23 protein-coding genes are annotated in these 22,203 nt (G+C 64.5%); 18 read left to right on the top strand and 5 right to left on the bottom strand.

Translation table 11 applies throughout. The features are described 5' to 3' along the window. Window positions 1–88 precede the first annotated feature (88 nt). Window positions 89–784: a GntR family transcriptional regulator gene (locus AC6LKD_RS02035; protein WP_498114891.1), complete on the bottom strand. Its 696-nt coding sequence runs from the start codon at window positions 782–784 to the stop codon at window positions 89–91. Between the two features lie 102 nt (window positions 785–886). On the opposite strand from AC6LKD_RS02035, the gene AC6LKD_RS02040 reads away from it, so the two are divergent. The 8 genes from AC6LKD_RS02040 to AC6LKD_RS02075 are packed head-to-tail and all read left to right on the top strand — an operon-like array spanning window position 887 to window position 7,453. After that, window positions 887–1,624 (top strand): HAD family hydrolase, encoded by a 738-nt coding sequence (locus tag AC6LKD_RS02040; RefSeq protein WP_498114893.1) that lies wholly within the window; start codon window positions 887–889, stop codon window positions 1,622–1,624. A gap of 14 nt (window positions 1,625–1,638) precedes the next feature. Next, a complete protein-coding gene (locus AC6LKD_RS02045) occupies window positions 1,639–2,526 on the top strand; it encodes an amino acid ABC transporter substrate-binding protein (RefSeq protein ID WP_498114895.1) in 888 nt (295 codons plus the stop codon). Window positions 2,527–2,548: 22 nt separating this feature from the next. Next, window positions 2,549–3,265, top strand: a complete 717-nt coding sequence (locus AC6LKD_RS02050) for an amino acid ABC transporter permease (RefSeq protein ID WP_179216474.1) — start codon at window positions 2,549–2,551, stop codon at window positions 3,263–3,265. Then, window positions 3,262–3,924, top strand: coding sequence for an amino acid ABC transporter permease (locus tag AC6LKD_RS02055; protein ID WP_498114897.1), 663 nt, complete (start codon window positions 3,262–3,264; stop codon window positions 3,922–3,924). The genes AC6LKD_RS02050 and AC6LKD_RS02055 overlap by 4 nt, the downstream gene beginning before the upstream one ends. 26 nt (window positions 3,925–3,950) lie before the next feature. Continuing rightward, entirely contained in the window at window positions 3,951–4,679 is a 729-nt protein-coding gene (locus AC6LKD_RS02060) for an amino acid ABC transporter ATP-binding protein (RefSeq protein WP_492275696.1), read from the top strand. Between the two features lie 23 nt (window positions 4,680–4,702). Continuing rightward, complete coding sequence (locus tag AC6LKD_RS02065; protein ID WP_498114899.1) at window positions 4,703–5,827, top strand: threonine ammonia-lyase; 1,125 nt, start codon at window positions 4,703–4,705, stop codon at window positions 5,825–5,827. Further along, window positions 5,824–7,050, top strand: a complete 1,227-nt coding sequence (locus AC6LKD_RS02070) for a pyridoxal phosphate-dependent aminotransferase (protein WP_013390775.1) — start codon at window positions 5,824–5,826, stop codon at window positions 7,048–7,050. Before AC6LKD_RS02065 ends, AC6LKD_RS02070 begins: the two co-directional genes overlap by 4 nt. Further along, on the top strand, window positions 7,028–7,453 hold the full coding sequence (locus tag AC6LKD_RS02075) for a RidA family protein (protein WP_237709964.1): 426 nt from the start codon (window positions 7,028–7,030) through the stop codon (window positions 7,451–7,453). Before AC6LKD_RS02070 ends, AC6LKD_RS02075 begins: the two co-directional genes overlap by 23 nt. 72 nt (window positions 7,454–7,525) lie before the next feature. On the opposite strand, the gene AC6LKD_RS02080 is transcribed toward AC6LKD_RS02075, so the two are convergent. Further along, window positions 7,526–8,449 carry a LysR family transcriptional regulator gene (locus tag AC6LKD_RS02080; protein WP_498114901.1) on the bottom strand — a complete coding sequence of 308 codons (924 nt, stop codon included), beginning with the start codon at window positions 8,447–8,449 and terminating at the stop codon, window positions 7,526–7,528. 319 nt (window positions 8,450–8,768) lie between these two features. On the opposite strand from AC6LKD_RS02080, the gene AC6LKD_RS02085 reads away from it, so the two are divergent. The 6 genes from AC6LKD_RS02085 (at window position 8,769) to AC6LKD_RS02110 (ending at window position 14,737) form a co-directional block, all read left to right on the top strand. After that, on the top strand, window positions 8,769–9,455 hold the full coding sequence (locus AC6LKD_RS02085) for a hydrolase (RefSeq protein WP_013390778.1): 687 nt from the start codon (window positions 8,769–8,771) through the stop codon (window positions 9,453–9,455). A 116-nt stretch (window positions 9,456–9,571) separates the two neighbouring features. Next, window positions 9,572–11,164 (top strand): MFS transporter, encoded by a 1,593-nt coding sequence (locus AC6LKD_RS02090; RefSeq protein WP_498114903.1) that lies wholly within the window; start codon window positions 9,572–9,574, stop codon window positions 11,162–11,164. Between the two features lie 81 nt (window positions 11,165–11,245). Continuing rightward, window positions 11,246–11,950, top strand: coding sequence for a pirin family protein (locus tag AC6LKD_RS02095; protein ID WP_492275701.1), 705 nt, complete (start codon window positions 11,246–11,248; stop codon window positions 11,948–11,950). Window positions 11,951–11,991: 41 nt separating this feature from the next. Beyond that, on the top strand, window positions 11,992–12,255 hold the full coding sequence (locus AC6LKD_RS02100; protein ID WP_492275702.1) for a XapX domain-containing protein: 264 nt from the start codon (window positions 11,992–11,994) through the stop codon (window positions 12,253–12,255). Window positions 12,256–12,383: 128 nt separating this feature from the next. Beyond that, the gene (locus tag AC6LKD_RS02105; RefSeq protein WP_498114932.1) at window positions 12,384–14,270 is read left to right on the top strand and encodes an amidohydrolase; all 1,887 of its coding nucleotides are present in this window, start codon (window positions 12,384–12,386) and stop codon (window positions 14,268–14,270) included. An 11-nt stretch (window positions 14,271–14,281) separates the two neighbouring features. After that, window positions 14,282–14,737: a DoxX family protein gene (locus AC6LKD_RS02110; protein WP_498114905.1), complete on the top strand. Its 456-nt coding sequence runs from the start codon at window positions 14,282–14,284 to the stop codon at window positions 14,735–14,737. Between the two features lie 81 nt (window positions 14,738–14,818). Here AC6LKD_RS02110 and AC6LKD_RS02115 read toward each other — a convergent pair whose 3' ends face one another. Continuing rightward, window positions 14,819–15,943, bottom strand: a complete 1,125-nt coding sequence (locus AC6LKD_RS02115; protein WP_498114907.1) for a hypothetical protein — start codon at window positions 15,941–15,943, stop codon at window positions 14,819–14,821. A 436-nt stretch (window positions 15,944–16,379) separates the two neighbouring features. On the opposite strand from AC6LKD_RS02115, the gene AC6LKD_RS02120 reads away from it, so the two are divergent. The 4 genes from AC6LKD_RS02120 to AC6LKD_RS02135 are packed head-to-tail and all read left to right on the top strand — an operon-like array spanning window position 16,380 to window position 20,527. Continuing rightward, window positions 16,380–17,231 (top strand): transporter substrate-binding domain-containing protein, encoded by an 852-nt coding sequence (locus AC6LKD_RS02120; protein ID WP_498114909.1) that lies wholly within the window; start codon window positions 16,380–16,382, stop codon window positions 17,229–17,231. 22 nt (window positions 17,232–17,253) lie between these two features. Beyond that, complete coding sequence (locus AC6LKD_RS02125; RefSeq protein WP_498114911.1) at window positions 17,254–18,762, top strand: amino acid ABC transporter permease/ATP-binding protein; 1,509 nt, start codon at window positions 17,254–17,256, stop codon at window positions 18,760–18,762. Next, window positions 18,746–20,095: an amidase gene (locus AC6LKD_RS02130; RefSeq protein WP_498114913.1), complete on the top strand. Its 1,350-nt coding sequence runs from the start codon at window positions 18,746–18,748 to the stop codon at window positions 20,093–20,095. Before AC6LKD_RS02125 ends, AC6LKD_RS02130 begins: the two co-directional genes overlap by 17 nt. Window positions 20,096–20,125: 30 nt before the next feature. Then, a complete protein-coding gene (locus AC6LKD_RS02135) occupies window positions 20,126–20,527 on the top strand; it encodes an ectoine synthase (RefSeq protein ID WP_013390788.1) in 402 nt (133 codons plus the stop codon). An 18-nt stretch (window positions 20,528–20,545) separates the two neighbouring features. Here AC6LKD_RS02135 and AC6LKD_RS02140 read toward each other — a convergent pair whose 3' ends face one another. Together AC6LKD_RS02140 and AC6LKD_RS02145 are read right to left on the bottom strand one after the other, a co-directional pair. Beyond that, window positions 20,546–21,220, bottom strand: a complete 675-nt coding sequence (locus tag AC6LKD_RS02140) for a GntR family transcriptional regulator (RefSeq protein WP_498114915.1) — start codon at window positions 21,218–21,220, stop codon at window positions 20,546–20,548. 53 nt (window positions 21,221–21,273) lie between these two features. Beyond that, complete coding sequence (locus tag AC6LKD_RS02145) at window positions 21,274–22,119, bottom strand: urea carboxylase-associated family protein (protein ID WP_013390790.1); 846 nt, start codon at window positions 22,117–22,119, stop codon at window positions 21,274–21,276. Between the last annotated feature and the right edge of the window lie 84 nt (window positions 22,120–22,203).

Below are 22,203 nucleotides of genomic sequence, written 5' to 3' on the forward strand. Positions count from 1 at the left end.
TTTGGCTTCCCGAATACGCCGTGCGTTGCCTGGCCGTGCCGATGCGCCAGCCCGTCCCGGATAAGCGCCAGCGCGCGGGCCAAGCGCTTCAAAGCTTGGACGATTGTTCAACCGGCCGCTTTGCGAGGCATTCGACGAGCAAGTCTCCCGTCGCGCGGATGTGCTGCGTCAGGAGCCTACAGGCGTTGTCCACCTCGCCCTGCTTGCACATTGCCAGAAGCTCCCAGTGCTCCTGTTGCGAGCGATCCCGGTGCGTCGTGAATTCCCACGTGTAACGCAGGTAGCGTTCGAAGCCCAGGCGCAATGTTTCGACCGTCGTCAGCGTCCTGGGACGATTCGCAGCGGCGTACAGCCCGCGGTGAAAGCGGGCATTCAGCAAGATGATCCGATCGACGTTCTTTTCATCGTCCAGTTCCTTGAGCACGCGCTCGGCGGTCTCGAACTGATCCTCTGTCAGCCGTGGGATGGCCCAAGCCAAGGCTTGCGGCTCAATCAGGCTGCGCAAGGTCGTCATCTCTTCCGCCTCGTCAGTCGACATCGTCGCCACGCTGACGCCGCGACGCGGTTCCGCGACCAGGAAGCACTCGCGGATCAGGTCCTTGAACGCCTCCCTGACGACCGTTTGGCTGACCCGGAAGCGCGTGGCCACGGCGTCCTGGCGCAGGCGTTCACCCGGCCTTAGCTGGCCGTGAATGATCTCTCCGCGCAGGGCGTCCACCACCGCGCCTGCGATCGAACGATCCGCCAGGGCTTGGCCCGCCGGCGGCGTTTCACCGTAGTCCATAGATTTTCTCCTCCTAGGGATTATACGGACTCATCAGGTATTGCCGATTATCGATTATCGATTATAGTTCGAGGACCCCATCACTTTTCACCAAGGTTGCATATGACGCTCCGCCTTTCCGATTTCGATGCCGTGACCTTCGACGTGTACGGCACGTTGATTGACTGGGAGCCTTCGATCGCCAAGTTCCTGACGCGCTGGGCGCGCGAGAACCGCATCGAGGCCGACGCCGAAACCCTGATCATGGCTTTCGACGGCGCCCGCGCGGCGATCCAGAAGGAACGCCCGGCGCACCTCTACCCCGACGTCCTGACCAAGTGCTTCGAGCGCATCTGCGCCCAGTTCAAGGTGGCCGTGGACCCGGACCTGCGCCGCCAGTTCGCGGCCGCGCCGCACACCTGGCCGGCATTCGCCGACAGCCACGCCGGCCTGGTGCGCCTGCAGGAGTCCGCCAAAGTGGGCGCTTTCAGCAACATCGACCAGGCCTCGCTCAATACCTCGTGCGACAACCTGGATTTCCGCTTCGATCTGGTGGTCACGGCGCAACGCGTGGGGGCCTACAAGCCCGATTGGCCGCATTTCGATACCGGCATAGGCGAACTCATGCGCATGGGCATCCCGCGCGAACGGATCCTGCACGTCGGGCAAAGCTTGCGGGCCGACATCACGCCGGCCAACCGGCTGGGTGTGCGTTGCGCCTGGGTCAACCGCCCGGGCAGGCTGCTGGGCTTGTCCGGGGAAGGCGCTGCCGAGGCGAAACCCGATCTCACGGTCTCCAGTCTCGCCGAGCTTGTTGCCGCCCTGACTGGCGCTGACCAACCCGCTGCAACGCTGGTCTGACTAGGAGTGACTCCATGACCACCACCACCCGTCTCGTGCCCCGCCCCTTGCTGGGCATCCTTGGCGCAGCGTTGTTGGCAGGTAGTGCCGCGGCGTTGGCGCAGAGCACCGATCCCATCCTGGAACGCATCAAGGCAAAGGGAACCATCACCCTGGGGTACCGAGAATCGTCGATTCCCTTTTCCTATCTGGACGACGGCAGGAAGCCCGTGGGTTACGCAATCGACCTGTGCATGAAGGTGGTGGATTCCGTCCGGCAGCGGCTGCAGATGCCGGCACTGAAGGTCGACTACATCGCGGTGAACCCGCAAAACCGGATCGCGTTGGTCGCCAACGGCACCGTCGACCTCGAATGCGGCTCGACGGTCAACTCCCTCGGCCGCCAGGCCCAGGTCGACTTCAGCGCCCCGCACTTCATCTCGACCACCCGGCTCCTGGTGCGCAAGGGCGCGGACATCAAGGAGGTCGAGGACCTCGACGGAAAAGCCGTGGCGTTGCCCATCAACACCACTCCGGAGCGGCTGATCAAGGCCTTGATCGAAGCGAAGAAGCTGCAAGTCCGCATCGTTCCGGTAAGGGACAACTCCGAAGGCTTTCTGGCGCTCTCGACGGGCCGGGCCGACGCTTTCTCGACCGACGACATCCTGCTCTACGGATTGCGCAAGAGCGCCCCGACGCCGGCCGATTTCGAGGTGGTCGGCCGGCCTCTGTCGTTCGATCCCTACGGCCTGATGCTGCAGAAGAACAGCACCGTGTTCCTCAGCCTGGTGAACGCAACCATTGCGCGCGGCGTGCGCTCAGGGGAACTCAACGCTTCCTATGACAAGTGGTTCGCGCCTATGAGCGTTCCGCTTTCGAAGGACCTCGCGGCGGCTTTCAAATTGGCCGCACTCCCGGAATGACGCGACCCGCTCGGGACTCATGATGAACTATGCATGGAATTGGAACGTTCTTTTCGAGGAGCCTTACGCGGGATGGCTGCTCTCCGGGCTGCAAGCGACGGTGTTGATTTCGCTCGCGGCCTGGGCCATCGCCGTCGTGATCGGCCTGGTGCTGGGCGTGTTGGGCTCTTTGCCTGGCCGCATCCGTTGGTTACTAACGGCTTACGTTGCGGTGTTCCGGAACGTGCCGCTTCTGGTGCAGTTGTTCATCTGGTTCTTCGTGCTGCCGGAACTGCTGCCGAGCGAAGCCGGTCGCTGGCTCAAACGCGATCTGCCGATGCCTGAAGTCTGGACTGCGATTGCCGCCCTGGGCCTGTTCACCGCTGCGCGCGTTGCGGTTCAGGTCCGTTCCGGCATCGCTGCATTGCCGCGGGGACAACGGTTCGCGGCCTATGCGAGCGGCATGACGCTGGTGCAGACCTATCGCTTCGTCCTGCTGCCCCAGGCCTTGCGGCTGGTCCTGCCGCCGTTGACCTCGGAGTTCCTCACGGTCTTCAAGAACTCGGCACTGGCACTGACCATAGGCGTCTTCGAGATGACGGCGCAGAGCCGCCAGATCGAGAGCTATACCTTCAGCGGCTTCGAAGCATTCACGGCGGCAACGTTGGTGTACCTGTCAATCGCGCTATGCGTCACGGCGGGCATGCGCAGCCTGGAGAAGAGACTGCTGATCCCCGGCACCCAAGGAGGGCGGGCATGAACGGAATGTTGGACGTCTCGGTCATCGTGAAGGCGTGGCCGTTCCTGCTGGAGGGGCTGGGGCTGAGTCTGCTGCTGACCCTGGTGGCGATGGCCGGCGGCCTCGTGCTTGGCCTGCTGCTGGCGCTTGCGCGCCTCTCCAGGCGTGCGCTGCTCGCGGGAGCCGCTGCCGTGTATGTGAACGGCTTCCGCGCCGTGCCATTGATCCTCGTCATCTTCTGGTTCTATTTCCTGGTGCCGCTGATCGTCGGCAAGCCCGTGGGAGCGCTACCCTCGGCGTTGATTGCCTTCACGCTGTTCGAGGCAGCTTACTACTCGGAAATAATCCGCGCGGGCCTGCAGAGCGTGCGTTCGGGGCAATGGCAGGCTGCTGCGGCGTCGGGCCTGAGCCGTGCGCAGGCATTGCGCTTCGTGGTGCTGCCACAGGCGCTGCGCAACATGATGCCCGTGCTCATCACGCAAGCGATCGTGCTGTTCCAGGACACCTCGCTCGTCTACGTCATCTCGTTGCGAGACTTCATGACGTCCACCAGCATCGTGGCCAACCGGGACAACCGATTGATCGAGATGTACCTGTTCGCAGCGCTCGTCTACTTCGTGCTCTGCGCATCCCTTTCACTGGCGGCACACCTGGCTGCCAAGCGCAGGAGCGCCGTATGACATCAGAACAGCGAGAAGAAGCGCCCATGATCGAAGTATCCGGACTGCACAAATCCTATGGCGCGACCCCCGTGCTCAATGGTTGCGACATGGCGATCCGCCGCGGCGAGGTGGCCGTGATCTGCGGACCCTCGGGCTCCGGCAAAAGCACGCTGATCAAGTGCTTCAACGGTCTGGAGTCGTTCCAACGCGGCAGCGTGCGGGTCGACGGCGTCGATGTGGGCGCCGCTGCCTCCAATCTGAGCGATCTGCGCAGCCGTGTCGGCATGGTGTTTCAGCATTTCGAGCTCTATCCGCACCTGACCGTGCTCGACAACCTCTGTCTTGCCCCCATGAAGGTGCTGGGGCGAACGCGGGAGGCTGCGCACCACAAGGCCCGGGAATTGTTGGGCCGTGTCGGGCTGCCTGGAAAGATCGACGCGTATCCGGCCCAGCTTTCCGGCGGCCAGCAGCAGCGCATCGCGATTGCGCGGGCGCTGGCAATGGACCCCATCGTCATGCTCTTCGATGAGCCCACGTCGGCGCTGGATCCAGAGATGATAGGCGAGGTGCTTTCCGTGATGCTGGAGCTTGCCCAGGACGGTATGACGATGGCCGTTGTCACGCATGAGATGGGCTTTGCCAGGCGCGCCGCGGACAACGTCATCTTCATGGATGCCGGGAAAGTCGTGGAGAACACGCCGACGGACATGTTCTTCGCATCGCCCCGTTCCGCGCGCGCGCAGGACTTTCTGTCGCGGCTGGTCTCCCATTGAAGCTATCGAATCCGAAAATCCCCATGACACGAAACAGACCGAAGACCAGACCTGGCGCGTTCATCGCACACGAATCACTCGGCAAGATGCGCGTGCCCGTTTTTGACGATGTCCGCGCAGCGCTCGAACGCATCCGGCCTCATGTGGTCACGACGCCGCTCATGCGATCGGCAGCCCTCGATTGCATCGTGGGCGCGCCAGTCTGGATCAAGGCCGAGAACCTCCAGGTGACGGGATCCTTCAAGGCGCGCGGCGCGTTCAACGCCCTGTTGGGCTTGAGCGAGTCTGAACGGCAACGGGGCGTCGTTGCCTATTCCACCGGCAATCATGGCCAGGCCGTGGCCTGGGCGGCACGCTGTCTCGGCATTCCGGCAACGATCGTCATGCCGGCCGACGCACCTCGCAACAAGGTCGCTCGAGCACTGGCCCACGGCGCACGCGTGGTTCATTACGACCGGCGGCGCGAAAGCCGGGAAGTCATCGGCATGCGGTTGTTGCTGGAGTCAGGCGGCACGCTGATCCCTCCTGGCGATCACCCCGACGTGCTGGCGGCGCAAGGAACCGTGGCGCTGGAAGCGCTGGATGCGCTTGCGCCCGCGGCCAGGGCAAATCTGGGTACGTTTGCCGCGCCTTGCGGCGGCGGCGGACTGGTGGCCGGCTGCGGACTGGTGCTGGACGCCCTTCTGCCGAACCTGCGCGTGGTGGCCGTGGAACCCTGCGGGTTCGACGACACCGTGCGCTCGCTCGCCAGCGGAACCCGGGAGGTCAACGCGCCCACGGCGACCACGCTGGCGGATGCCTTGCAAGCGGTAACGCCCGCGCAACTGCCGTTCGAAATCAATCGGCATTTTCTTGATGAAGCCTTGGCCGTGACGGACGCAGAAATTGCGTACGCCATCCGGTTTTCGCTGACGGAGTTGGGCATGGTGGTTGAGCCGGGCGGAGCCGTGGCGTTGGCGGCGGTACTGGCCGGACGGCTGCAGTCAGGCGGCAAGGACATGCTGATCGTGTTGTCCGGCGGCAATATCGACATGCCGTTGCTGGCGCGATTGCTTCAGGAGAACGATGACACGGTCGAGATCGATCGGAATAGAGCCGCCGAACCATCACAAGTCACCCATTTTGTTAACACGACGAGAACGCCATGAATGCGATTGAAGAAAAGTTCCTGAAGCTGGGCATTGATAACGCGCCGGGCCAGGAGGTGCGGGAAAGCCACGGCGGCGAACGTCTGCTGCATGAAGGCGCAAGCCTTCCGGGCGTGGCCGTGGATTTCTCGCACGGCGACGTCAATGCCGGTGCGTTTGAACCCACGCCGGGGGCGCTTGACGCTTTCGTCCAAGGCGTTCATCGCGGCGGTTCCCAGGCCTATACCGAATACCGTGGCCAGTCGGCCATCCGCGAGAAGCTCGCGCTCGATCTGGCGGCGTTTTCGGGCCATCCCGTTTCGGGTGCCGAAGAACTCATCATCACGCCCGGTACCCAGAGCGCACTGTTTCTCGCTGTCGCAAGCACCGTGACTGCCGGCGAAAAAGTCGCGATCGTGCAGCCCGACTACTTCGCCAATCGCAAGCTGGTCGAATTCATGGGGGCGGAGATGATCCCTGTGCAACTCGACTATCTGAACAACACGGCGCATGCCGGCCTGGATTTGCAGCAATTGGAATCGGCATTCAAGGCGGGCGCCAAGGTCTTTCTCTTCTCGAACCCGAACAACCCCACAGGGGCTGTGTATTCCCGCAACGAAATCGGGCAGATCGCTGCGCTGGCCGAGAGGTTCGGCGCAACGGTCATTGTCGACCAACTCTACTCCCGTCTGCTGTATGCGGGGCAGCCATATGTCCATTTGCGAGGCGTCCCGCAGGCGGACGACAACGTCGTCACCATCATGGGACCGTCAAAAACGGAATCGTTGAGCGGCTATCGATTGGGGGTGGCATTTGGCAATGCCCGCATCATCCAGCGCATGGAGAAACTCCAGGCCATCGTCTCGTTGCGCGCGCCGGGTTACTGCCAGGCTGTGTTGCAGACCTGGTTCTCCGAACCCGCCGGATGGCTGGCCGACCGCATCGGAAGGCACCAGCAGATCCGCGACGACCTGCTGTCGCTGTTTCGCGGCATCGAGGGTGTGGCGGTCCGCACACCGCAAGCGGGCAGCTACCTGTTTCCGCAGCTGCCCAAGCTACACATGACTTTGCAGACCTTCATCCGGACGCTGCGGTCGCGGGCTAACGTCACGGTCACGCCGGGGACTGAATTCAGCCCGCACGCCGGCGACAGCATCCGCCTCAATTTCTCGCAGAACCACGAGGCGGCGGTCGACGCCGTCAAACGCATCGCGACCGTCCTTGAAGAACATCGTCTCGCTTAACCCAAGCCACCCCGAAAAAATGATCAGAAAAGCGTATTCCAGCGAATCGACGCCGCCGCCAGCCGGCACCTACAGCGTGGCCATGCAGGCTGGCCAACTCCTGTTTCTCTCGGGCCAGACACCGCGCGATCGCGACAACGTCAGACATGGAGACAAGCCCTTTGCCGCCCAGGCAAGAATGGCGCTCGACAATCTCGAGGCTGCCGCGAATGCGGCAGGGGCTAGCCTGCGCGACGCAGTCAAGGTGGGTGTGTTCTTGAGGGACCTGGCCCATGCGCAGGAATTCGACGCGATCTACGCGACCTATGTTGGGGAACCCCCGCCTGCCAGGACCTTGATCCAGTCCGGTTTCAGCGCGTTCGACATCGAGGTCGATGCGATACTCGTTCGAAGTTTCGCCTAATCATTCAATGATGGCGCGCGCCGGTTCCGACTGGCGCCGCCACCCTGGCGCAGGCCGGGAGCCGCGGGCCAGCTACACCTGCACATCATTGGCCCAAGGCTCCGCCGTCAACCGCTCGGCCAGATACTCGATGAAAGCCTGTACCCGGGCCGGCCGGCGGCGCCCCGGCGGCGTGACGATATGCAGCGCGATGGGATCAACCTGCCAGTCGTCCATCACGGTCTCCAACGCGCCCGATTGCAGATCCTTCCATGCCAGGAACTCCGGCTGCAGCGCCAGCCCCATGCCCGCTTGCAGCGCGGGCGTCAGGGCTTCGGCGTTGTTCACGTTCAGGTGCACGGGCAAGGACTGCGAGAAATCACCATGCTTTTCATGGCGGAAACGCCAACTCGAGCCGTTGCGCGCATACATGTATTGCAGCGCGGTGTGGTGCGCCAGGTCCTTGGGATGTTTGGGACGGCCCGCGCGTTTGAAGTAACTGGGCGCGCCCACCAACAGAATGCGCACGGAGCACAGTCGCCGTGCCAGCAGCGTCGAGTCCACCAGGTTGGAGATCCGCAGCGCCAGGTCGAAGCGTTCCGACACCAGGTCCGCCTGCTTGTCGCTGAATTCGATTTCCAGGGCGACGTCGGGATTGTCCTGCATGAACGGAGGCAGCATCGGCGCCAGATGGGTGACACCGAAGGACATGGGAGCCGACAGCCTGATCTTGCCTCGCAGGCTGCTTGATTTTTCGGTGACCTCGGATTCGACCGCCTCGCCTTCCTCGAGAATGCGGGCGGCGCGCTCCAGCGCTGCGTAACCCGATTCGGTCAGGGTCATGCTGCGCGAGGTGCGGTGGAACAGGGTCGTTTTCATCCTGGCTTCCAGACGGCTGATGCTCTTGGAAACCGTGGCTTGAGACAGGGAAAACTCGGCCGCCGCCTTGGCGAACGATCCCGTCTCGGCGACCTTGGCGAAGATCGCCCAACCTTCTAAATCCGGCAGCTTGCTCATCTCGTGTTCTCGGGAAATGCCCGCGCCGATGATAGCTCCTGCCTATGGCACGGACAAGAATGGTGGTGAACGCAGCGCAGCAAAAGCCTGTCACGCCATCGTCATCATGCAAGAAATGGAAAGGATGGAATTCCTTGCCGCGGGTTCTCAGGATCGCGGCCGCTCCCTACTATGCATATACCGACTGACGAGATGCACGGCCTGCTTCCAGCAGCGCTTCCGTCACCGACTAGCCGGCGCGAACCAGGATGGTTTGCCAGCAACACCGAATTCTTTCCCACCGCCCCATTTGATCGTTTTCCTGAAAGAGAGACCTGCCATGTCCGCCAACAAGTACCTTGAAGTCCTGACCCCGCAGAACAGCCAGATCATCTTCATCGATCAGCAGCCGCAGATGGCGTTCGGCGTCCAATCCATCGACCGACAGACCTTGAAGAACAACGTGGTGGGTCTGGCCAAGGCCGCGCGCACCTTCAATATCCCGACCACCATCACGACGGTCGAAACCGACAGCTTCTCTGGCAACACGTATCCCGAATTGCTGGCCGTGTTCCCCGAGCACAAGATCCTGGAGCGCACCTCCATGAACTCCTGGGACGACCAGAACGTGCGCGATGCGCTGGCCGCCAATGGCCGCAAGAAAGTCATCGTCGCCGGCTTGTGGACGGAGGTCTGCAACACCACTTTCGCGCTTTGCGCCATGCTGGAAGGCGAGTACGAAATCTATATGGTGGCTGATGCTTCGGGCGGCACCTCGGTGGACGCGCACAAGTACGCCATGGACCGCATGGTGCAGGCCGGCGTGGTGCCGGTGACCTGGCAGCAGGTGCTGCTGGAATGGCAGCGCGACTGGGCCCGCAAGGAAACCTATGACGCCGTCACCGCCATCGTCAAGGAACACTCGGGCGCTTACGGCATGGGCATCGATTACGCGGTCACCCACGTCCACAAGCTGGCTGAGCGCGTCCAGCACGGCGAACGCATCGGCCCCAACCCCGCCAAGTAAACCGCAAGCCGGGCCGGCCAGACAGATTCTGGTCGACCCGGCATTCTGCTTTTGAACACGGCGGGCGGCGGGACTTGAGGGTCCGAAAGCTGCCTGGCGCGATCCAGGAGAGTCCCATGCCAGACCAGAAGAGCAACGCGACGCGCGGCACCTTCGCGCCCTTGCGCCAGTCCGTGTTCGCCGTCCTGTGGGCCGCGACGGTGCTGGGCAATATAGGAAGCTTCATGCGGGACGTGGCCAGCTCCTGGCTGGTGACCGACCTGTCGGCCAGCCCGACCGCGGTGGCGCTGATCCAGACGGCCGCGACCTTGCCGATTTTCCTGCTGGCGATTCCGGCCGGCGTGCTTTCCGACATTCTGGATCGCCGCCGCTTCCTGATCTTCGTGCAGCTGCTGCTTGCGTCGGTAAGCGGCACGTTGTTGCTGCTGTCGCACTTCGGCGCGCTGACCGTCGATTACCTGATCGCGTTGACCTTCGTCGGTGGTATCGGCGCGGCATTGATGGGGCCCACCTGGCAATCCATCGTGCCTGAACTCGTGCCCCGCGAGGAGCTCAAGGGCGCTGTCGCGCTGAACTCGCTGGGCATCAACATCGCGCGCGCCATCGGTCCGGCGGCGGGCGGGTTAATCCTGGCCAGCTTCGGCGCGGCGGTCACTTACGGGCTGGACGTACTGAGCTACGTGTTCGTCATCGCCGCCTTGCTGTGGTGGAAACGTCCGGTGGCCGTCGACAGTGGGCTGTCGGAGAACTTTTTCGGCGCGTTCCGCGCGGGCCTGCGCTATACGCGGGCCAGCAAGGAGCTGCATCGCGTACTGCTGCGCGCCGCCGTCTTTTTCCTGTTCGCCAGCGCGGTCTGGGCGCTGCTGCCCCTGGTGGCGCGACAGATGCTTGGAGGTACTGCCGGCTTCTACGGCGTGCTGCTGGGTGCGGTGGGCGCGGGCGCGATCATCGGCGCCCTGGTCATGCCCAAGCTCAGCGCCCGCCTGAATACGGACGGGCTGGTGTTGTTGGCTTCCGTGGCCAGCGCGGCGGTCATGGCGGGGCTGGTGTTTGCGCCGCCCCAGTGGCTGGCCGTGCTGCTGCTGGTGGTGCTGGGCATGGGCTGGATCACCGCGCTTACCACGTTCAACGGCGTGGCCCAGGCCATCCTGCCCAACTGGGTGCGCGGCCGCGGGCTGGCCGTCTATCTGATGGTCTTCAACGGCGCGATGGCCGCCGGCAGCCTGGGCTGGGGTTTGGTGGCGCGGGAAATCGGCGTGCCCTATGCGCTGGCGGTCAGCGCCGCAGGCCTGGTGGTGGTGGCGCTGCTGTTCCATCGCGTGCGCCTGCCGATCGGCGAAGCGGATCTGCAGGCGTCGAATCACTGGCCGGAGCCGCTGCTCGCCGAGCCGGTCGCCAATGATCGCGGCCCGGTGCTGGTGCAGGTCGAATACCGCATCCGCCAGGAAGACCGGCCCGCCTTTCTCGAAGCAATGAAGCGCCTGTCGCAAGAGCGCTTGCGCGACGGGGCCTATGCCTGGGGCGTGGTCGAGCATACCGGCGATCCGCAGCGGGTGGTCGAATGGTTCTTCGTCGAATCCTGGGCTGAGCATTTGCGTCAGCATCATCGGGTGTCGCACGCCGACGCCGATCTGCAAGCCGAGGCGCTGCGCTTCCATATGGGGCCGGACAAGCCCGAGGTGCATCACTTCCTGGCCTTGAAGCACTGACGGGCAGCAGCGGGAGCCAGCTCATGAACCATACGACGCCTGCTGTCGCGCAGGCCGGCAACCGGAACGCGGAGGCGCGCCATGGTTGAGCGCCGTCCTCTTGCAAGCCTGGGGCATGCCCGTCGCGGCTGGCTTGACGTGAAGCACCATTTTTCTTTCGCCGCTTACCAGGATCCGGAGCGCATGAACTGGGGCGCGCTGCGCGCCTGGAACGACGAAACCATCGCTCCGGGTTCGGGCTTTCCGCCCTTGCTGCATGCGGACGTGGAAATCATCACCTGCGTGCGGCAAGGCGCGCTCACTCATGAAGATGATCTGGGCAACCGCGGACGCACGGGCGTCGGCGAGGTGCAGGTCATGAGCGCGGGCAGCGGAATGACGCACGCCGAATTCAACATGGAAGGCGGACCCGCGCAGGTGTTCGAGATCTGGATCGAGCCGGATCGCCGCGGCGCGCCGCCGAGTTGGGGCAGGAAGTCCTTTACGCGCGAAGCCTGCAAGGGCCGGTTCATCACGCTGGCCAGCGGCATGGACGGCGACGAAGACGCGCTGCCCATCCGCAGCGATGCGCGGGTGCTTGCGCTGGCGCTGAAGGCGGGCGAGGACGCCACCTATCGTTTTGCGCGCGGCGCGCGGCGCGGCTACCTGGTTGCCTCCAAGGGCAGATTGAAGGTCAACGGCGTGGAGATCGGGCTGGGTGACGGCGCGGCCATCCGCGACGAAACGGAGCTGCGCCTGATGGCCCTGGACGACGCGGAAATCCTCCTGGCCGACACGCACGCCTGAGCGGCATCCTTTTCCTATCCATCGACACAATGAGGATACACATGAAGATCTATCTGCTTTCCCTGGGCGCCGGGCTGCTGGTCGGCGTGGTCTACAGCCTGCTGCAGGTCCGCTCGCCCGCCCCGCCCCTTGTGGCCCTGATCGGCTTGCTCGGCATATTGGTTGGCGAGCAGATCGTTCCGGTGGGCCGGCAGTTGCTCAACGGAACCGCCTTTGTCGCCGCCTGCGACAAGGAAAAGGCCGTCAGCCACGTGCTCGGCCAATTGCCCGGCCGCCATCAGGCTCAGGACAAGGAACACGGCTGAGCCGGTTCCCGCATCAAAGGAGATATTGCATGCCTACACGCCGCGATCTCATCGGTGTTGCTTCCGCCCTGGCGCTCAACGGGATGTTGGGACGCCACGCCATCGCCAGTTCGAAAGGAGAACCCAATATGTCCAACGCTACGCCGGATGTCATTTTTCACAATGGCCGCATCACCACGCTGGATCGCAGCAAACCGCAGGCCAGCGCCGTCGCGATCAAGAACGGCCGGTTCGTGGCCGTCGGGACCGATGCCGAAATCATGCCGCTGGCGGGGGCAGGCACCCGCGTCGTCGATCTGAAGCGCCGCGCAGCCTTGCCTGGTCTGTACGACAACCATACCCACGTGGTGCGTGGCGGCCTCAACTACAACATGGAGCTGCGCTGGGACGGCGTGCGTACGCTGGCCGACGCCATGGCCATGCTGAAACGCCAGGTCGCCATCACGCCCGCGCCGCAATGGGTGCGGGTGGTGGGCGGCTTTACCGAGCACCAGTTCGCCGAGAAGCGATTGCCCACGATCGACGAGATCAACGCCATCGCGCCCGATACGCCGGTGTTTATCCTGCACCTGTACGACCGCGCATTGCTCAACGGCGCTGCGTTGCGTGCGGTGGGCTACACCAAGACCACGCCCAATCCGCCTGGCGGCGAGATCATGCGCGATGCCCAGGGCAACCCCACGGGGCTGCTGCTGGCCAAGCCCAATGCGACCATTCTGTATGCCACGCTGGCCAAGGGCCCCAAGCTGCCCTTCGACTACCAGCTCAATTCCACGCGCCATTTCATGCGTGAGCTGAACCGCTTGGGCGTGACGGGCGTGATCGACGCGGGCGGCGGCTTCCAGAATTATCCGGACGACTACGCCGTCATCCAGAAACTGGCCGATGAAAACCAGATGACGGTGCGGCTGGCCTACAACCTCTTCACGCAAAAACCCAAGCAGGAAAAGGAAGACTTCCTCAACTGGACCTCCAGCGTGAAGTACAAGCAAGGCACGGACTACTTCCGCCACAACGGCGCGGGCGAAATGCTGGTGTTCTCGGCGGCCGACTTCGAGGACTTCCGCGTCGAGCGCCCGGACATGCCGCCCGAGATGGAAGGCGAGCTGGAAGAGGTCGTGCGCGTGCTGGTGCAGAACAAGTGGCCGTGGCGCTTGCACGCCACCTACGACGAGACCATCTCGCGCGCCCTGGACGTGTTCGAGAAAGTGCATCGCGATACGCCGCTGACCGGGCTGAACTGGTTCTTCGACCACGCCGAAACCATCTCCGACAAATCCATCGACCGCATCGCCGCGCTGGGCGGGGGCATCGCCGTGCAGCACCGCATGGCTTACCAGGGCGAGTACTTCATCGAGCGCTATGGCGCAAAGGCCGCCGAAGCCACGCCGCCCGTTGCCAAGATCCTGCAGCGCGGCGTGAAGGTCTCGGCCGGCACCGACGCGACCCGGGTCGCCTCCTACAACCCCTGGGTGTCCTTGTCCTGGATGGTCACGGGCAAGACCGTGGGCGGCACCCGCCTCTATCCTGCGCGCAACTGCCTGGACCGCGAGACCGCGCTGCGCATGTGGACCGAGAACGTGGCCTGGTTCTCCAACGAGGAAGGCAAGCGCGGCCGCATCGAGCCCGGCCAGCTGGCCGACTTCATCGTGCCGGACAAGGACTATTTCAACTGCACGGAGGACGAGATCTCCTTCCTGACCTCGGACCTGACCGTGGTGGGCGGCCGCGTGGTCTACGGCGCGGGCGAATTCGGTCCGCTGGACGACAACCCGCTGCCGCCCGCCATGCCCGACTGGTCGCCTACCCGGCTGTTCGGCGGCTACGGCGCCTGGGGCGATCCGCAGGGCGCCGGCCGCAACTCGCTGGGCTATCGCAACATGGCGGCCTGCGCGTGCGCCAGCTCTTGCGGCCTGCATGGGCATGACCATGCCCGCGCGTGGGCATCGAATGCGCCCAGTTCGGACCTGCAGGGCTTCTTCGGCGCGCTGGGCTGCTCTTGCTGGGCCGTTTGAGGGGACCCGCCATGAGTACGCTCTTTCAATGGGAACGGCGGCTGGCCGATATGGCCCGCCCGTTGTTCGGTGCGTCGATGGTCCGGTTCCTGGCCTATCTGGGCCTGTGTGCCGCCTACCTCCAGGGCGGACTGGTGAAGCTGTTCGACTTTCCCGGCGCGCTGCGTGAGATGGCGCATTTCGGCCTGTCGCCCGAGCCTCTGTTCGCGGTGCTGGTGATCGCGCTGGAACTGGTTGCCTCTCTCATGATCCTGACCGGCCGGCTGCGATGGCTGGGTGCGCTGGCGCTGGCTGCCTTCACGCTGGTGGCGACCGGGATCGCGTTGCGCTTCTGGGAGATGCCGCTGGGACAGGAACGCTTCATGGCGGCCAACTCGTTCTTCGAGCACTTGGGGTTGGCGGGCGGGTTGCTGCTGGTGGCGTGGTTGGATCTCAGGGAGACCAAGTCCGGCGGGGCGACGTCCTGAGGGCAGGCAACATAGCCTATCTTGTCGGGCGGACCAAGGTCTGCGTAACTGGCACACCGGGGGCATGCCGCAGCCATAGGGCTACTTGCCGGCGTTGCGCGAACAATCCCGGTACTTGGCGCGGGCCGCGTCGGTCGCGACCCGGTCGCGGTCCTGGCGCGCGGCCAGCACTTCCGTTTGCAGCGCCTCGCGGCAGGCTTGAAGCTTCGCGTTGCGCTCGTCCTCGCGGGCCTTGCGTGCATCCAATTTCTGGCGTGCCGCGGCGTTTCTGTCTTGAATCGCCTGCGCTTCGATGGGATCCAGGGGAATCGAATTTCTTTGTGCGCGGGCGTCGCGAGCCATTTCGGGCGTGATGACCGCCTTGATTGGCGAGGCCTCGATGGCGCGCGCCTGCTTGTCGTCCGGGGGACACTGATCGACCGCATGGTCTTTCAGCCGGGCAAGGCCGCCGGGATTCATCGCAAGCAGGATGGCAATGTCCTGCGGCGGCCGGCCCTGCCAGAAATAGAAAAGTGAAGTCTCTTCCTTGCGGCCCGCGTACATGCAGCGCAGGATATGATTTTCAGGCTTGCCCACCCGATGATCGAATCCCCGCATCATCGGCGTTTCGCCAAAAAACAGGCGCGCGGGTATCACGCTGCCGGGCTCGATCAGTTTGCGGGCCGCGCCGCTGCGCTGAGCTTCCCAGTCGTCGTACTCGGCCTGATCCCGCAGGCGCCGGTAGGTTTCGTACTCCTTCAGGCTGCCGCTGCCGGCCAGGGCGGCAGCGGCCTTGATCGGATCCGGGGTCATTCCTAGCCCGGCCCCGACGCTGAAGCCCACGGCGGAAGTCCAGCTGTTGAAGGCCTGTCTGGCGCTGGGCGGAATGCCGCCGTCGAGCGGGCGGCCATTGTTTCCGAGCGTCATGAGACTGGCCAAGCGCTGGGCCTGGTCCCCGCCGGCACTGATGCGCGGCCACGCAATCATCAGGTCCTTCTGGAACAGCAACTCGCCGAACTTGTCGCCGGCCGCGGCGCGATCCGCGGGAGCGGCGGCGAAGTATGCGCGCCGCGCTTCCCCGACCCGCGCCTCGAACTGCGCCATCTGCTGGCGCAGTTCGGCGTAGCCTTCGACGGCACGCTGGACATTCAGGGCCAAATAGTCGCGGGCCGAGGGCTGGCCGATCCAGATGACATCCTGTCCGAAAGCGCTGGCGGCCGCCAGCATGCCAATCAGGATCAGGAGCCAGCGCGGCCGGCGCCAGACCCTCGGATCCGCTTTCCTGCAGACATATGCAGGTTCAGGATGGTGCATGGGCAAGCTCTCCGGATGTAGTCCGGCGCAGGGTGTCCGGATAGCAGATGCAGCCTTTCTTGGCGGTGGAGTGCGAAAAACTATAGGCGAACAGCCAAGTGGCGTCTGTCCTCTCTTTGGATGGCATGACGGTCCGCAGGCCGTGCATATGGCCAGATCCGAGCCCGATGGCTGACAGCGCGAAGTTCACCGCATCCGGCGAAAGCGCTAGGGAAAATACCCATATCCGCTATCTCCTCGTTGCCGGAAAATCGCAAAAATTGTTCAACAATCCTGGCGCGAAAATACCTCGGGGTATAGGGCAGACCCAATCTGGCCGCGGCTTTCAGGGCGTTCCATAGGGGAAAGCATGTTCACTCAGATTCTGGTGGCGTCGCGTCTCGGCGTCGCTCACGCACTGGCTGCGTTCATGTTGTGCACGGCAGCTCCCGTGGCGTTTGGCGCTGCCACCATCAAGGCGGACAGCCTCACGGTCGGCTCCGACCTCACCTACCCGCCCTATGCCTACATGGATGGTGGCAAGCCCGCCGGATTCGACGCGGATTTTTCCCGGCTGCTGGCCTCCAAGCTGTCGCTTGCGCCGGTGTTCGTCGACACGCGCTTTCCCGACCTGATCCTGGGCATGCGGGCGCGCCGCTTCGATACCGTCGCGTCGGCCCTTTATGTCACGCCCGAGCGCACCAAGCTGATCGATTTCATCCCGTACCTGAAGACGGGTGCCTCGCTGCTGGTGCTGGCTTCCAGCCAGTATGCGCCCACGGGGCCGGAGGCGTTGTGCGGCAAGCGGGTGGCGTCGATCAAGGGGGCATCATGGACGCCCAAGCTGCAGAAGGTCTCGCGCGAGACTTGCCAGCCCAAGGGCCAGGGCGAGATCAAGGTGCTGGAGTTTCCGACCTCTCCCGAGGCGATGATGGCGCTGCGCTCGCAGGCGGCGGACGCGATGATCGAGGATGCGGCGGTGGTGCACGGCATGCTGGCGCAGTCCAAGGACAGCTTGAAAGTCACCTCGACCTCCCTGCTCTATCCGATCGTGATCGGGCTGGGGATCAACAAGGAATCGAAAGAACTGCAGAGCGCGCTGAACGGTGCGCTGCAGCGGGCCCGCGATAGCGGCGAGTACCAGGCGCTGCTGGCCCGCTACGGGTTGGAGGAGCCGTCCGCCGCCGAAGTCCAGGCCGCCCTGGCAGGCCCGGCGCGATAAGGCCGCGAGGGAAGCCGCAACCATGCATTTCGATTGGGATTACGCCGTCAGCCTGCTTTGGGACACCGACTTCTGGAAAGCGTGTTGGGTGGTGGTGAAGCTAAGCACGGCAACGTGGGTGATAGGCGTGGCGGCGGGTTTCCTGCTGGCGCTGGGCAAGCAGGCGAAGAACCCCTTCGTCAGCCGCCTGGCGGGTCTGTACATCTGGTTCTTCCGCAGCTTGCCTCTGTTGGTGCTGCTGGTGTTCATCTACAACCTGCCGCAGGTGTTCCCCGCGGCGGGCGCGCTGTTGTCGGACCCGTTCTACGCCGGCCTGACCGCCCTGGTCGTAAGCGAAACGGCCTTCATCGCCGAGATCCATCGCGGCGGCATCCTGGGCGTGCCGCGCGGTCAGATCGAGGCCGGACGGGCGCTGGGCATACGCTATGCGGGCATCCAACGCATGATCGTGATTCCGCAGGCATTGCGGATCGCGCTGCCCGCCCTGAGCAACGAGTTCATCACGATCGCCAAGCTGACCTCGCTGGTGTCGGTGATCTCGCTGGCCGAGATCCTGCTGGTCGGACAACGCTTGTACACGCAGAACTTCCTGGTGTTCGAGACCATGTTGGCGGTGGCGCTGTACTACGTGCTGATCGTCACGCTGTTCGACAAGCTGCTGGGCTGGCTGGAGTCGCATATGAACATCCTGCGGCGCGCGCCCAAGCCCCTGGCCCTGGACGAATCGGCGCGGCGCGAGATCCAGGAAGGACAGTCCGGACCGGCGCTGACCGCCGCCGGCAATGCGCCCGCGCTGGAAGTGCGGCAGGCCCGCAAGCGCTTCGGCGACCATGAAGTACTCAAGGGCATAGACCTGACGGTCCAGGCCGGGGAAGTCATCAGCATCATCGGTCCGTCCGGTTCGGGCAAGACCTCATTGATACGCACGTTGAACGGCCTGGAGACGCTGGACGGTGGCGAGGTGCTGTTGCATGGCAAACCCTTCCTGGGATCGCCGGGGACCGGCGCGCAGGCGGGACCTGGCGACCGCATCCTTGATATCGGCATGGTGTTCCAGAGCTTCAATCTGTTTCCGCACAAGACCGTGCTGCAAAACGTGATGCTGGCCCCGGAGTACCACGGTCGCGGCAGCGCCGGCGTATTGCGCCGCGAAGCGCTGGTCCTGCTCAACAAAGTGGGCATGCTGGATCACGCGCACAAGTATCCGCATCAGCTGTCCGGCGGTCAGCAGCAACGCGTGGCGATCGCCCGCGCGCTGGCCATGCGTCCTTCCATCATGCTGTTCGACGAGCCGACGTCGGCGCTGGATCCGGAACTGGTGGCCGAAGTGCTCAAGGTAGTGGAAACGCTGGCGCGCGAAGGCATGACGATGCTGATCGTGACACACGAGATGGGGTTCGCATTCAAGGTGTCCGATCGCGTGGTGTTCATGGAGACCGGCCGCGTCCTGCTGGATGCGCCGCCGGCCGATGTGCTGGCCAGCGCGGACCCGCGCGTCAAGGATTTCCTGAGCCATGTCCATGTCTCCTGAGCGCTGCGACATATCCCTGCGCGCGGTGTCGACCTGCCTGGAGCGGGCGTCGGCGGACCCCGCTAGCGCGGCTCTCGCCCTGGTGGCGCGCCGCGACGAGGACGCGCTGGCCGAGGCGCGGGCGCGGGATGCCTTGCGCGCAATAGCGCCGGATGACGAGCCGCTGGCCGGCATGGTCTTGGGCGTGAAGGCTTGCTTCGACGTGCACGGCTGGACGACGCACGCGGGTTCGCGGGTGCTGGCCGACGCGCCCGCCGCCAGGCGGGACGCGGCGTTGGTCCATGCGCTGCGGCGCGCCGGCGCAGTGCTGCTGGCGCAGAACAACATGACTGAGTTCGCCTACGGCGCGCTGGGGCTGAATGCCCGCTACGGCACGCCGCTATCGCCGTTGATGGCCGACGTGCCTCGTGTCGCGGGCGGCTCCAGCAGCGGCGGCGCGGTGGCGGTGGCACAGGGCATGGTGAGCCTGGCTCTGGCCTCGGATACGAGCGGATCGGCCAGGATTCCGGCCGCGTTCTGCGGCGTTGCCGGATTCAAGCCGTCTCGCGGCCGCTATGAGGACGCGGGCATGATGTATCTGTCGCCCACCTTCGATGTGCCCGGCATCATCGCCGCCGACGCCGCGCAGTGCCTGCTTGTGGATAAGGTGCTGGCGCCCTGGGATGCGGCCATGCCGGCGCCGGGCGTTCAAGGCGCGACGCCGCTGGCGAGCAAGGTGTTCGTGGTGCCGGACCACGTGGAGGATCTGTTGGAACCCGAAGTCAGGCGCGCCTTCGCCGCATGGCTGGAATGCCTGATGGATGCGGGCGTCGCGCTGCGCCGCGAATCCATGCCTTGCCTGGCGCTGGCCGGCAAGGTAGCGCGTGACGGCGGCATCATCGCGGCTGACGCGTATGCCTTGCATGCGTCCCGTTTGGCGGCGGACGCAGCCCGCTACGATCCCCGCGTGGGGCCGCGCATGTTGTTGGGAGCGCAGGTGCCTGCGCATGCCTATATCGCGGCGCAGGGCCGGCTGGCGGATTTGCGGCGGGAGTACGACTGCGCCATCGCGGGAGCGGATGCGGTGCTGACGCCGACAGTGCCCATGCTGCCGCCGGCGGTCGCGCGGTTGGACGACAACGACAGTTATCTGCGCGAGAACGGCCGGGCATTCAGCCTGACGGAATTCGCCAATCGCCTGGACCTGCCCAGCATTTCCATGCCGGGCGATCCGGCCGCGAAACAAGCGGTGGGGCTGATGGCGACCGGCTTGCGCGGCGGTGACCGAGCCTTGCTGCTGGCCGCCGCGCAGATCGAAGATGCGCTCGGATCGGCCTCGTGCCGCCAGCATTGATTTTTTCCACCCCATCCGCGGATCTCATCCATGATAGTTATCCACAGCGACGACCTGACCGACACCGAACGCCACGCCCGGGGACCGGGCTGGGAGAGCAAGCGCATCATCATCAAGCGTGACGGCATCGGGTATTCGGTGCACGAAACCCGAGTTTTCGAAGGCGCTGAACTGCACCTGCATTACAAGCATCACTACGAGGCGAACTACTGCATGGAAGGCGAAGGCGAGGTGTTGGACGTCGCCACGGGCGCGACGCACGCCATACGGCCCGGCACCCTCTACGCGCTGGACAAGAACGACCAGCATGTACTGCGGGCCGTGAAGGGAGACCTGCGCCTGGTCTGCGTCTTCAATCCGCCTTTGAGCGGACAGGAGACACACCGTGCGGACGGCAGCTATGCCGAACCTGAAGCGCAGGCGCGCGCATAGACGGCGCGCCCAGCAGCCCTATTTGGCCTGCTGCTTGAGGCGGGTCAGCACGGCCATCAGCGTGCGTTCGGAATCGTCGAGATAGTCTGTGAGGGCTTGCGCGGCCAGGTCGCGCCGGCCCTCCACCAGCAGGCCGTGGATGCGGCGCTCGCGCTCGATCCAATCGGGTGTCTGGATCAGGCTTTCGTCGACCTCGGACGCGAACACCAGGCGCAGCTGCGCACAGAGCGTAAGAAAGAACTCGTCCAGCAGGCGGCTGCCCAGCTGCGCGACGATATGCTGGTGCACCTGCAGGCTCAGCGTGCCGACATTGCGCCATTTCTTCCTGGACAGCGCGCGCTCGGCCGCGTCGATGGCCGCGAGCATCTTGTCCAGCAAGGCGGGCTGCAACGGCAGACTGCCGGCGATGGCCTGCAGTTCCAGGGCACGGCGCGCCGCGTAGATCTCGCGCAGATCCTTGCGTTCCATGCGGCGGACCACGACCCCCTTGTGGCGGATGAACGTGGCGAGCCCTTCGCGGCCCAATTGATGCAGGACTTCACGGATCGTGTTGCGCGACGCGCCATAGTCAGCAGCCAGATCGACTTCGACCAGTTGCGTGCCGGGGGGCAGCTTGCCTTCCATGATGTCATCGCGCAGCTGGTGGCTGATGCGTTCGGCGATCGAGATTCCGCTGTCGCGTTCGGCGGGCATGATGGCATGGGCTCCTGGCAAGGCGCCGCGGCGTGGCCGGGCGCCTGTTGTTGTTATTTCCACTCGACCTTTTCAGGGTGCAGTCCGTGGACGCCCTTATACGGTGAAACCTCGGGCGGTGTCCAGCCTTGCAGCAGGGCCGGATCCAGCGCATAGACCTCCACGCCCAGGGGGCGACACACGTCGATGGGATCGCGCGCATCGGGGCCCCACATCGGCACGGACAGGTCGCCGCCGGGGCAGGTGGACAAGGCGCAGAGCAGGTCCATTTCGGCGAAGAACTCCAGATAGTCGCCCGGCTTGGCCGGACATGCCTTCATGAAGTACTTGTCGTCGTCGTTCAGCCCGGTGACCTGGAACACGTTGAGAACATCGTGGACATCGAACTCCGTCAGGCCATGCGGCGCCACGGCGCGCGTCAGGTTTGAATGGCAATGGAAGTGGAAGTCCTCGCCGCTGAGCAGCTTGTTGACGTAGGGATCGCAGCGCGTGCCCAGCAGATCGTGCACGCGTCCGCCGTCGCTGTCCGTGCCGTAGCCGGCCAGCGTGTCATCGGTGATCGTGACCATGGGGCGCAGGTACGGCAGCGTGGACCAGATGCGGTCGTGGGTGCTCACATGCGCCTGTTGCAGCTGGCGGGTGCGGGAGGCCCACATGCGTTCGCGCGGATTGTGCAGGTTCCACATATTGAAGTCCGCCACTTGCGGGCCTTCCAGCGTGACGATACGGAAAACGTGGCCGGCCGGAACCTTCCAGGCGAAGCCGCTGCGGATGGGAACGACGTGCGTTTCAAGCAGCTTGCGCTGCGCCGGGTCGGCGATGAGCGTCCGGTAGAAATCCCGGTCCACATTCAATACCGAACCCTTGCTCACCTGATACGCCGCGGGGTAATTCGACATGGCCTGCCTCCTGGAAACGCTCCTGGATCCAACGCCAGGATTGTTGAACAATTGTGAGGCAGTATACAGGAGAGGAAAAGGCCT

The sequence above is a fragment of the Achromobacter sp. D7-1 genome (genome assembly GCF_059760445.1).

Bases quoted from the DNA above. Each gene is read 5' to 3' on its own strand.
- AC6LKD_RS02095 (WP_492275701.1), top strand. From the start codon at position 11,246: ATGGTTGAGCGCCGTCCTCTTGCAAGCCTGGGGCATGCCCGTCGCGGC.
- AC6LKD_RS02055 (WP_498114897.1), top strand. From the start codon at position 3,262: ATGAACGGAATGTTGGACGTCTCGGTCATCGTGAAGGCGTGGCCGTTC.
- AC6LKD_RS02060 (WP_492275696.1), top strand. From the start codon at position 3,951: ATGATCGAAGTATCCGGACTGCACAAATCCTATGGCGCGACCCCCGTG.
- AC6LKD_RS02050 (WP_179216474.1), top strand. From the start codon at position 2,549: ATGAACTATGCATGGAATTGGAACGTTCTTTTCGAGGAGCCTTACGCG.
- AC6LKD_RS02120 (WP_498114909.1), top strand. From the start codon at position 16,380: ATGTTCACTCAGATTCTGGTGGCGTCGCGTCTCGGCGTCGCTCACGCA.
- AC6LKD_RS02045 (WP_498114895.1), top strand. From the start codon at position 1,639: ATGACCACCACCACCCGTCTCGTGCCCCGCCCCTTGCTGGGCATCCTT.
- AC6LKD_RS02040 (WP_498114893.1), top strand. From the start codon at position 887: ATGACGCTCCGCCTTTCCGATTTCGATGCCGTGACCTTCGACGTGTAC.
- AC6LKD_RS02100 (WP_492275702.1), top strand. From the start codon at position 11,992: ATGAAGATCTATCTGCTTTCCCTGGGCGCCGGGCTGCTGGTCGGCGTG.
- AC6LKD_RS02080 (WP_498114901.1), bottom strand. From the start codon at position 8,449: ATGAGCAAGCTGCCGGATTTAGAAGGTTGGGCGATCTTCGCCAAGGTC.
- AC6LKD_RS02065 (WP_498114899.1), top strand. From the start codon at position 4,703: ATGACACGAAACAGACCGAAGACCAGACCTGGCGCGTTCATCGCACAC.
- AC6LKD_RS02090 (WP_498114903.1), top strand. From the start codon at position 9,572: ATGCCAGACCAGAAGAGCAACGCGACGCGCGGCACCTTCGCGCCCTTG.
- AC6LKD_RS02070 (WP_013390775.1), top strand. From the start codon at position 5,824: ATGAATGCGATTGAAGAAAAGTTCCTGAAGCTGGGCATTGATAACGCG.
- AC6LKD_RS02145 (WP_013390790.1), bottom strand. From the start codon at position 22,119: ATGTCGAATTACCCCGCGGCGTATCAGGTGAGCAAGGGTTCGGTATTG.
- AC6LKD_RS02140 (WP_498114915.1), bottom strand. From the start codon at position 21,220: ATGCCCGCCGAACGCGACAGCGGAATCTCGATCGCCGAACGCATCAGC.
- AC6LKD_RS02125 (WP_498114911.1), top strand. From the start codon at position 17,254: ATGCATTTCGATTGGGATTACGCCGTCAGCCTGCTTTGGGACACCGAC.
- AC6LKD_RS02085 (WP_013390778.1), top strand. From the start codon at position 8,769: ATGTCCGCCAACAAGTACCTTGAAGTCCTGACCCCGCAGAACAGCCAG.
- AC6LKD_RS02110 (WP_498114905.1), top strand. From the start codon at position 14,282: ATGAGTACGCTCTTTCAATGGGAACGGCGGCTGGCCGATATGGCCCGC.
- AC6LKD_RS02035 (WP_498114891.1), bottom strand. From the start codon at position 784: ATGGACTACGGTGAAACGCCGCCGGCGGGCCAAGCCCTGGCGGATCGT.
- AC6LKD_RS02115 (WP_498114907.1), bottom strand. From the start codon at position 15,943: ATGCTGGCGGCCGCCAGCGCTTTCGGACAGGATGTCATCTGGATCGGC.
- AC6LKD_RS02135 (WP_013390788.1), top strand. From the start codon at position 20,126: ATGATAGTTATCCACAGCGACGACCTGACCGACACCGAACGCCACGCC.
- AC6LKD_RS02105 (WP_498114932.1), top strand. From the start codon at position 12,384: ATGTCCAACGCTACGCCGGATGTCATTTTTCACAATGGCCGCATCACC.
- AC6LKD_RS02130 (WP_498114913.1), top strand. From the start codon at position 18,746: ATGTCCATGTCTCCTGAGCGCTGCGACATATCCCTGCGCGCGGTGTCG.